Origin of the sequence: uncultured Parabacteroides sp., assembly GCF_905196875.1 — a bacterium.
Lineage (GTDB): Bacteria > Bacteroidota > Bacteroidia > Bacteroidales > Tannerellaceae > Parabacteroides.
Genome location: NZ_CAJJWO010000024.1, coordinates 59,050 through 70,135, shown reverse-complemented (window position 1 = coordinate 70,135; position 11,086 = coordinate 59,050). Strand labels below are relative to the sequence as shown.

The following is an 11,086-nucleotide window of genomic DNA, read 5'->3' as shown; positions in this document are numbered from 1 at the left end:
GTTGACCTGCTGTTGGAAACAGCTCAGTAAGGATACCTCTCCTTTTTCGTGAAATTTTTTGATCTTCATTTCTTCTTTCTATTTAGTAAGGCGTAAATATCATAACTTGATCCTAAATATAAAAAGCAAGAAGGACGAAATGTTCTACTAAAAAGAGAAAGATACTAGCGGATGGGATATACGATTATATACTATAAAAGGAACCAGTAGTTGGACACTGATTCCTTTTATAGTATATAATTTAATGTATAGCTTACCAGATAACCACCCGGTCGGCAGGCAGCATATACATCGGATCGCCTTCTTTGATATCGAAAGCGGTATAGAATGTATCGACGTTGCGGAGGGCGGCATTGACACGCCATTTACCCAATGAATGCGGGTCGATCTTTGTCAGGCGCAGGATTTCTTCCGGACGGATATTCTGTCCCCAAAGGGTTGCATATCCGAGATAGAAACGTTGCTCGTTGGTGAAACCATCGATCGGAGCCGGTGTTTTGCCATTCAGTGAGTTCAGATAAGCCAGGTGAGATACCAACAAACCACCCTGGTCGGCAATGTTTTCACCCAATGTATAACGTCCGTTAGCATGTACGCTGTCTACAACGATGATATCGTCGTACTGCTGAACCAAGCGGTCGGCACGTTCAGTGAAAAGAGCAGCATCTTCCGGAGTCCACCAGTCACTCAGGTTACCGTCTTTATCGTAGTTACGTCCCTGGTCGTCGAAACCGTGAGTCATTTCATGACCGATCACGACACCGATAGCACCATAGTTTACGGCATCATCGGCTTCCGGGTTGAAGAAAGGAGGTTGCAGGATGGCAGCAGGGAAACAGATCTCGTTCGTCGTAGGGTTATAATAAGCATTCACAGTCTGCGGAGTCATTCCCCAACGAGACCGGTCGACCGGTTTTCCGGCCTGTGCCAGCATATAATCCATTTCGAAGATATTCGAGCGGCATACGTTTGCCCAGTAAGAGTCGTCTTTGATTTCCAATGCACTGTAATCGCGCCATTTATCGGGATAACCTATCTTTACGATAAAGGCAGAGAGTTTTTCCTGCGCCTTTGCCTTCGTTGCATCGCTCATCCATTCAAGGCCGGCGATGCGTTCGGATAACGCTTTCTGCAAATTACCAACCAGTGTCAGCATCTTTTCCTTCGAAGAAGCCGGGAAATATTTAGCCACATACATCTGGCCGACAGCTTCTCCCAAGGCTCCGTTCACAGTAGACAGGGAACGTTTCCAGCGAGGCTGTTGTTCCTGTTTTCCGGACATTGTCTTTCCGTAGAAGTCAAATTGTGTTGTCACGAAGTCGTCACTCAGGTAAGGAGCAGCGGCATCGAGCAGGTTAAATGCCAGGTAGTATTTCTGTTCGTCGATAGAAACATTTTTCAAAAACTCTCCCAATGCGTCATAGAACGGAAGTTGTTTGGCATCCAGGTATTCGATTTCCATCAAGCCCATGCTTTCAAAATAGACATCCCAGTCGATCGGGTTGTTTTTGGCTTTGAACTCACTCAGCTTGATCTTGTTGTAATTTTTCTGACTGTCACGCAGGTCTTCACGGCTGAAAGATATTTCAGCGATACCCGTTTCAACCTTCATTACTGCATTTACAGCTGCATCTGCCTGTTCGGGGGATGCTCCGGTCAACGTAAACAGTTGATTGATATATTGCTTGTAAGCATCACGCATTTTCATTGTCGCTTCATCGTCCAGCAGATAATAATCGCGGTCGCCCATACCGATACCGGCCTGATACAATTGTACGATATTCATCGAACTGTTCTTTTCGTCGGCATCTACAAAAAGGGCAAAGAACGGCGACATTCCTTCTTTATGCAAGATAGCGACCATTTTGGCTACATCCGCTTTCGTTCCCAGTCGTTGGATCGCATCCAGTTGGTCTTTTATAGGAGCCATTCCTTCCTTATTCAGCTTCACACTATCCAATCCCATTTCATACAAGGATCCGATCTTTTGAGCCACGCTTCCAGCCTCCTGGGGAGTGCTTCCCAGTTCATCGATAAGCGAACGAAGTTGTTCCTGATTGTTGTCACGCAGTTGGTCGAATGTGCCAAAACGTGAATACTCCGGTTTCAGAGGATTTTTTTCTATCCAGCCACCACAGGCATACTGATAAAAATCAGTTCCGGGCGCCACTGTTGTGTCCAGATTAGCCAGATCGATGGCGTCTACTTTTGCAGTTTCCTTCACAGGTGATTTACTGCATCCCGACATTGCAACCATACCGGCAGCAACCAACGGAATTACCATTAACTTTCTCATTTTTGTTCAACGTTTTCTTGAATTATGCCGCAAAGGTATACAAAATCAGCTAAATAGAACCATTTTTATCCTAATATGACCGATTATTATACCTGACCACAGTAGCAAATTATGTACTTTTACCGTCAGAAAACAGTTATAAACTTAATTTTTATCATGAATTACTCAATGAAGACCGTAACAATTCTGATGGCCCTGTTGATTTGCGTATTGACAGGTTGTAAGAACGAATCCGGAAATGGAGGAACCTTTGAGATAGGTGACAAAACATTTCTGTTAAACGGCAAGCCTTTCGTTATAAAAGCTGCCGAAATCCATTACACACGTATCCCCGTGGAATATTGGGAACATCGTATCCAAATGTGTAAAGCCCTTGGCATGAATACCATCTGCATCTATGCATTCTGGAATATTCATGAACAGAAACCGGGAGAATTCGATTTCACCGGACAAAACGACATTGCCGCATTCTGCCGGCTGGCACAGAAATACGATATGTATATCATGCTACGTCCCGGCCCATACGTTTGCTCCGAGTGGGAAATGGGTGGACTCCCCTGGTGGCTGTTGAAAAAAGAAGATATCCAACTCCGCACGAACGATCCTTATTTCATGGAACGTACCCGTATCTATATGAATGAGATCGGAAAACAAGTGGCAGACCTGCAAATTACCCGCGGCGGTAATATTATTATGGTACAGGTGGAGAATGAATATGGTTCGTATGCTACGGATAAAGAATATATAGCCAGGAACCGGGACATCCTGCGGGAAGCCGGATTTACAGATGTTCCGCTGTTCCAGTGCGACTGGAGCTCTAACTTCCTCAACAATGCGCTCGACGACCTGGTATGGACTATCAACTTCGGAACCGGAGCCAATATAGACGAACAGTTCAAAAAGCTGAAAGAGGCTCGTCCGAACACCCCGCTGATGTGTAGCGAATTCTGGAGCGGATGGTTCGACCATTGGGGACGCAAGCATGAGACAAGGGATGCGGAGACAATGATCGCCGGCCTGAAAGACATGCTCGACCGTAACATTTCTTTCTCTCTTTATATGACTCACGGAGGTACCACCTTCGGACACTGGGGCGGCGCTAACAGCCCGGCTTATTCGGCGATGTGCAGCTCATACGATTATGACGCACCTATCAGTGAAGCCGGATGGACGACTCCGAAGTATTACAAACTGCGTGAATTCATGGCCGGTTATATGGCACCGGGCGAAGTGATGCCGGAAGTGCCGGAAGCATTCCCTGTCATTGAAATCCCCGAATTCGAATTAAATGAAACAGCTTTATTGTTCGACAATCTGCCGGAACCGAAGACCAGCCACGATATAAAAACGATGGAACAGTTCGACCAGGGATGGGGAAGTATCCTGTACCGAACCACTCTTCCGGCAGTAAAAGCAGGTACAACACTGCTGATCGACGAAGTACACGACTGGGCACAGGTTTTCGTCGACGGTAAACTGATAGGCCGCCTGGATCGCCGCCGCGGAGAAAATACGATCAAGTTACCCGCTGTAGCAGCCGGTTCACAACTGGATATCCTGATCGAAGCGATGGGACGTGTCAACTTCGACAAAGCCATCCACGACCGGAAAGGGATCACCGAAAAAGTGGCTCTTATCACCGAATCGTCTACCGACGAACTGAAAGACTGGCAGGTATACAATCTACCGGTCGACTATTCTTTCGTAAAAGACAAAAAATTCGCAACCGGTAAAAAAACGGAAGGTCCGGCTTATTACCGTGCAACCTTCAACCTCGAAACTCCCGGTGATGTATTCCTGGATATGCAAACCTGGGGAAAAGGTATGGTTTGGGTAAACGGCAGGGCCATGGGACGTTTCTGGGAGATCGGCCCTCAGCAAACGCTGTTCATGCCCGGTTGCTGGTTGAAGAAAGGTGAAAACGAAATCATCGTTCTCGACCTGAAAGGCCCTGAAAAGGCAACGATCAAAGGAGTTAACCAACCGATTCTGGATATGTTGCGTGCCGAAGCACCGCTCACCAACCGCAAAGAAGGCCAGAATCTGGATTTGAAAAATGAGAACCCTGTCGGACAAGGTTCGTTAAAGGCCGGTAACGGCTGGCAGGAAGTCAGGTTCGATGCACCTGTCGAGGCCCGTCATTTCTGCCTGGAAGCGTTGAACGCACAGGACGGTGGAAACAATGCAGCTATCGCAGAATTTTATCTGCTCGACGAAAACGGCAATCCGCTCGGACGCCAGCACTGGCAGATCGGTTATGCCGATAGCGAAGAAACATCCGGCGGAAACTTCACTGCCGATAAAATCTATGATTTGCAGGAGTCAACTTATTGGAGTACGGCCAGAGGGGCCAAATACCCGCATCAGGTGGTGATCGATTTACGCGAAACGGTTACAGTTTCCGGCTTCCGCTACCTGCCCCGTGCCGAAGAAGGATACCCGGGAATGATTAAAGATTACAAGGCGTATACGAGGATGACGCCATTCAGGTATTAAAACAGGGTATTAATTGTAATTTATTATTGCCCATTAATTAAATCAGCCAGATTGTTTTTAATCTATAACAATCTGGCTGATTTTGTTTCAGTTATTGGCAGATATGAACCAATATAACCAGCTTCGTAGGGGCAGGTTCCAAACCTGCCCGTTGTGACGATTACATCCTGTTGATATTGGGCGGGTTTGGAACCCGCCCCTACGAGGCCTGTTATTTTGGTTCACATTCTATATTATCCTTGCTTCTCCTTCAACAACTGTTCCAGCAAGGCTGATTTTTCTTTTTCGAGGGCAAGCATACGCTCGTAAAGGTCGCTGGTTTGTTTGTTTAATTCTACAATTTTTTCAAGAGGATGGATAATATGTTGGTGATTTTCATCATTAATAGTTCCTCCATAATTATAACTTCCACTTTCAAACGTATTATTCTCAACCACCACCGACAGCGGGTTCTCTTCCAGCTCCTGAATGATTTTGGGAGATACATTAAATATATTAGCTATTTTCAGCAGCATATCTTCTTCGATCACCCGGCGACTTTCCAGACGGGAAACGGCCGATTGGTCTATTCCCAGCTTTTCAGCAAAAGCACTCTGCTTGATACCTAATATCTGGCGTAATTTCCGGACATTCGCACCCTCGTTTACATTTTTGGTTCTTTTCAGTTCTGCATCTTTTTCCATACCTTATTTATTTTATTGAAGACAAATATAAGGACAAACAATTAAGTATCTGTCTAGGACAGAAAGAAAACTACATAAAATATGCAATGCACCGCATATTTTATGCGCGAATGGATTTTTCAGAGAATAAAGAATCACCGACCTTTGTAAAACCAAAGTATAAGCATGATTTTAGAACCCAGAAACACATCTCCTACTAATTTTTGAAAGGGGAAATAGAGATCGATGATAGGTACATCAAATTTCATATGCTTTAAGTGGGGCATATTAATTTGTTGAAAACTGCCCGGTTCGAGAGGATAGGACAGTTTATTTTTTGAAATTCAGGCCGAGGAATTAGGTCGGGTTCTTTTAAAAGATTATATTTATAGCGTTGTATACATGCAATCACCCCATTTTATAAAAAAAATAAGATTGTATCAAAACAATTTGATTTTTGGACTGAAAAAATGAAAGTGCAGCAAGACAATCTCATTTTTTGAATGAAAAAACAAGATTGCACCGAAACAATTTCATTTTTTGAACGAAAAAATAAGATTGTACAAAAACACTGGTATTTTTTGAATGAAAAACAAGATTGCACCAAAACAAGAGACATTATTTATTAATTAAATCTAAAGACATGAAGGAAATTGTAGAAGTTCCCAGTTTATCAAGAGCCCGCAACGCCGAGCATTTCCAGTTTCACGCCAACGTCCTCACCTTCGCCACCCCCGCCCTGGCCACCGAGTTGAAGATCGAAAGCCTTCAGAAAACCTATGCCGACCTTTTTAAACGCGAAGACGACCTCTATCTACAGACCCGCGCTTACGAAGAAACACAGGCCATGAACGAAAAAGACCGCGAACGCGACGATCTTTTCATCTACGTCAAACAAACGGTTGCCGCCATGCTCTACAGCCCGGTGACGGAAAAAAAGACCGCAGCACAGAAGATCGAGTTCCAGATGAGACCTTACAAAGATGCAGCCTCGAAACCGGCTGCCGAAAACACGGCGCAAGTGACCAACTGCCTCCAGGTGCTGGAAAGTGAAGCCAACCAGGCATATATTACCGCCCTGGGCCTCACCGACGTGCTTCCCCTATTGAAACAGGCGAACAACGAGTTCAACGAACTGTATGTGAACCGTTCCGATGTCAAACTCGGACGCGTCAGCAACGACAGTCTGAAAACTATACGCACGCAGGTGGACGACGCCTATCGCGCAACCATAAAGGCCGTCAATGCCCTCTGGCTGGTGAACGAAACGATTACCCACGATACCGCACAGGCAACGAAGCTGGCCGGCCTGATCGACAATATCAACGCACTGATCGTGCAGTTCTCCGAAACCCTCTCACGCCGCAAAGCCGGAACGAAACCCGATATCCCCGTCGATCCGACTCCCAAACCCGATCCGACACCGGAACCCGATCCCGACGATCGCCCGGTGATCGAATAAAATAATAAGAGGCCGACTCATCACTGTTTCATAACAGAAATCTTTGAGCCGGCCTTTTTTTTGTCGGTTTCAAGGAATATTTGTATAAAAAACAATAATTCGTAGGGTTTTGGCTCAAAATACCCCCTTTTTGACGAATTTGTGGTACTGCGAAACAAAAAATATAACGTATTTTTGACACATAATAAAAAATCACAACAGTATATCATGAAAAAACAGTTATTATTATGGGTTGCAGCGACCGTTCTATGTAGCTCTTGCGCACAGAAAAAAGAAACAAGCCAGCCCGAGCCGTTCAAAGCCGGCGAATTTAAAGAATGGGCACAAACCCCTCCTATGGGTTGGAACAGTTGGGATTGTTATGGCCCGACAGTGGAAGAACACGAAGTGAAGGCGAATGCCGACTATATGGCCGACAAGCTGAAAGAATACGGCTGGGAATATATAGTAGTAGATATCCGCTGGTTCGTGGAAAACGACAAGGCAGGCGGTTACAATCAAACCGATCCCCGGTATGTATTGGATGAATACGGACGTTACCAGCCGGCCATAAACCGCTTCCCGTCGGCCAAAGACGGCAAAGGGTTCAAGGAATTGGCTGATTATGTACATAATAAAGGACTGAAATTCGGCATCCATATTATGCGTGGTATCCCGAAAGAAGCGGTCGAAAAGAAACTGCCGGTAAAAGGTGCCGGGGAGATCACTGCCGACCAGATTTATTCACCCGAACTGCAATGCGAATGGCTGAGAGATAACTACACGGTCGTTGCCGATAAGCCGGGTGCACAGGAGTATTATAATTCCATCTTCGAACTTTATGCTTCCTGGGGAGTGGACTTTATCAAGATAGATGATCTGTCGCGCCCCTACCACCTCGGCGAGATCGAGTTGATACGAAACGCCATCGACCATTGCGGACGGCCGATCGTATTGAGTACTTCCCCTGGCGAAACTCCGATTGCCAACGCAGACCACGTACGCAATCATGCGAATATGTGGCGTATGGTAGACGATGTTTGGGATACCTGGCCTCATATCACCCACCTGTTCGATGTAGCCCGGAAATGGTATCCTTATATTGCCCCGGGCACCTGGCCTGACTGCGATATGATCCCGCTCGGACGTATCTCTATCCGCGGAGAACGGGGTGAAGACCGCATGACCCGCCTGACCCGCGACGAACAATATACATTAATGAACCTGTTCTGCATCTTCCGTTCCCCGTTGATGTTCGGCGGCGACCTGCCCAGCAACGACGAATTTACCCTTTCCCTGCTGACAAACGAGGAAGTCCTCAAAATGCACAAGGAAAGCACGGAAGTACGCCAACTGTTCCAGCAGGACGGAAAAGTAGGTATCACTTCCAGAAATAAAAATACGGGGGATATATACCTCGCCCTGTTCAACCTGAACGATAAAGGGAATGCCGTTATCGACATTCCGCTGAAAGACCTGGGTTTGAACAATAACTGCCTGATCACGGATATGTGGAACAACAAATCGGTCGAACAGAAAGGTGACAAAGTAAGCTGTGACCTTCCTCCGCACGCGTCCGTCCTATACAAATTAGTCTCTGAAAATTAACCGACAAATATATATCATGATGAAAAAGTTATTTATCAGTGCCCTTGCCTTTCTGGCACTCCCCCTGTTCGCCCAGAAAGATGCGAGCATCCGTGTATATCCCCAGCAGGGAACACAACAGATCAGCAAACATATCTACGGCCAGTTTGCCGAACACCTCGGAACCTGTATCTATGGTGGCCTTTGGGTAGGTCCCGAATCCGACATTCCCAACACAGAAGGTTACCGCAACGACGTATTACAGGCATTAAAAGAATTACATATTCCCAACTTGCGCTGGCCGGGTGGTTGTTTTGCCGACGAATATCACTGGATGGACGGCATCGGTCCTAAAGAAAACCGCCCAAAGATGGTGAACAACAACTGGGGAGGAACAATCGAAGACAACAGTTTCGGTACCCACGAATTCCTGAACCTCTGTGAACTACTGGGCTGCGAACCTTATGTCAGCGCCAATGTAGGAAGCGGAACTGTCGAGGAAATGGCTAAATGGATCGAATATATGACCTCGGAAGGCGACAGCCCGATGGCCCGCCTGCGCCGCCAGAACGGTCGCGACAAAGCCTGGAACGTGAAATTCATCGGTGTCGGCAACGAGAGCTGGGGTTGCGGAGGTAGTATGCGTCCCGAATATTATGCAGACCTGTATCGCCGCTACTCCACTTATTGCCGTAATTACGATGGCAACCGCCTGTTCAAGATCGCCAGCGGTGCCAGCGATTACGATTACAACTGGACAGAAACGCTGATGAAAAACGTAGGTGGTCGCATGGATGGACTTTCCCTGCACTATTACACTGTGACCGGATGGAGCGGTAGCAAAGGATCGGCTACCGACTTCAACAAAGATGATTATTACTGGACGATGGGCAAATGCCTCGAAATAGAAGATGTTATCAAAAAACACATCACCATCATGGACAAATACGATCCCAAAAAGAACGTAGCCCTGATGCTCGACGAATGGGGCACCTGGTGGGACGAAGAACCGGGAACTATCAATGGTCACCTTTACCAGCAAAACACCATGAGGGATGCTTTCGTTGCCGCCCTCTCCCTGAATGTATTCCACAAATACACCGACCGTCTGAAAATGACCAATATTGCCCAGATCGTAAATGTACTTCAGTCCATGATCCTGACCAACGGTCCGAAAATGATGCTGACTCCGACGTACCATGTCTTCGAAATGTATAAAGTGCATCAGGATGCCACATTCCTTCCGATGGATCTTATCTGCGACAAGGTCCTGGTACGTGACAACCGGGAAGTTCCGATGCTGAGTGCATCCGCCTCAAAGGATAAAAACGGAGCGATCCATATCACCCTGGCAAATGTAGATGTAGACGAAGCACAAAACATCACCCTCGACCTGCAAGGACAAAAAATAACCGGTGTGAACGGCCGTATCCTCACCTCACCTTCTATCAACGACCATAACACTTTTGAAAAACCCGGTTTCGTAAAACCGATAGCTTTCAACGGTGCTAAAGTGGAAAAAGGCCAGCTGAAGATCAGTATGCCAGCCAAATCGATTGTGGTGCTGGAAGTGAAATAATCGAGATTCTGTTTCTGCCAGATAAGATGAAATTAATTCCAAATGTGAATTGTCATTTGTCAATAGTTTTCTACCTTTGCCGGACAGAATGAAAAATACATTATCTAAAATAAAAGAATTATGAAACCTACATTATTTGTATTAGCTGCCGGAATGGGTAGCCGCTACGGGGGCTTGAAACAGCTTGACGGTCTGGGCCCTAATGGTGAAACAATCATGGACTACTCTATTTTCGACGCTATCCGCGGTGGATTTGGAAAATTAGTTTTTGTTATCCGTGAATCATTTGAAAAAGATTTCCGCGAAAAGATCATTTCCAAATACGAAAATCATATTCCTGTTGAAGTTGTATTCCAGGACCTGAATAACCTGCCGGAAGGCTTCACTTGCCCGGAAGGCCGCGAAAAACCTTGGGGAACCAATCACGCTGTCCTGATGGGTAAAGATGTTATCAAAGAACCGTTTGCCGTTATCAACGCCGACGACTTCTATGGACGCGACAGCTTCGCCGTATTAGGTAAAGCGCTGACAGAAATGTACGGTAAGAAAAATGACTACTGCATGGTAGGGTATCGTGTTGGTAATACATTGAGCGAAAGTGGTTCAGTAGCCCGTGGCGTTTGCGAAACAAATGCAGAAGGTTACCTGACAGGCGTTGTAGAACGTACAGCTATCGAACGTATCGACGGTGATATCCAGTTTATCGACGAAAACGGCAAGAAAGTAGTTCTGGAAGAGAACACTCCGGTATCCATGAATATGTGGGGATTCACTCCCGATTACTTTGCCTATTCAGAAGAATTCTTCAAAGACTTCCTGAAAAAGAATATGAGTAACCTGAAAAGCGAATATTTCATTCCGCTGATGGTTAACGAGCTGATCACAAACGGTACAGCCCGTGTTAAAGTATGGGACACTACTTCCAAATGGTTCGGTGTAACTTATGCCGCCGACCGTCAGGGTGTAGTCGATAAGATCCAGGCATTGGTAGATGCAGGTGAATATCCGAGCAAGTTGTTTTAATT

At 46.1% G+C, this 11,086-nt stretch carries 7 protein-coding genes; 5 read left to right on the top strand and 2 right to left on the bottom strand.

The annotated features are described in order from the left end of the window. Positions 1–253: 253 nt before the first annotated feature. Positions 254–2,296, bottom strand: a complete 2,043-nt coding sequence (locus QZ076_RS10330) for a M13 family metallopeptidase (protein WP_293713096.1) — start codon at positions 2,294–2,296, stop codon at positions 254–256. Positions 2,297–2,452: 156 nt separating this feature from the next. Here QZ076_RS10330 and QZ076_RS10325 point away from each other — a divergent pair, with 156 nt between their 5' ends. Next, the gene (locus tag QZ076_RS10325; protein ID WP_293713095.1) at positions 2,453–4,792 is read left to right on the top strand and encodes a beta-galactosidase; all 2,340 of its coding nucleotides are present in this window, start codon (positions 2,453–2,455) and stop codon (positions 4,790–4,792) included. Positions 4,793–5,025: 233 nt separating this feature from the next. On the opposite strand, the gene QZ076_RS10320 is transcribed toward QZ076_RS10325, so the two are convergent. Further along, entirely contained in the window at positions 5,026–5,475 is a 450-nt protein-coding gene (locus tag QZ076_RS10320) for a helix-turn-helix transcriptional regulator (RefSeq protein ID WP_293713093.1), read from the bottom strand. 622 nt (positions 5,476–6,097) lie between these two features. On the opposite strand from QZ076_RS10320, the gene QZ076_RS10315 reads away from it, so the two are divergent. The 4 genes from QZ076_RS10315 to QZ076_RS10300 all read left to right on the top strand — a co-directional run bounded on the left by QZ076_RS10315 (position 6,098) and on the right by QZ076_RS10300 (position 11,084). After that, positions 6,098–6,916, top strand: a complete 819-nt coding sequence (locus tag QZ076_RS10315) for a DUF6261 family protein (protein WP_293713091.1) — start codon at positions 6,098–6,100, stop codon at positions 6,914–6,916. Positions 6,917–7,123: 207 nt separating this feature from the next. Then, on the top strand, positions 7,124–8,503 hold the full coding sequence (locus QZ076_RS10310) for a glycoside hydrolase family 27 protein (protein WP_293713089.1): 1,380 nt from the start codon (positions 7,124–7,126) through the stop codon (positions 8,501–8,503). A 16-nt stretch (positions 8,504–8,519) separates the two neighbouring features. Then, entirely contained in the window at positions 8,520–10,061 is a 1,542-nt protein-coding gene (locus tag QZ076_RS10305; RefSeq protein WP_293713087.1) for an alpha-N-arabinofuranosidase, read from the top strand. Between the two features lie 120 nt (positions 10,062–10,181). Beyond that, entirely contained in the window at positions 10,182–11,084 is a 903-nt protein-coding gene (locus tag QZ076_RS10300; protein ID WP_293713085.1) for a nucleotidyltransferase, read from the top strand. The last annotated feature ends 2 nt before the right edge of the window (positions 11,085–11,086 follow it).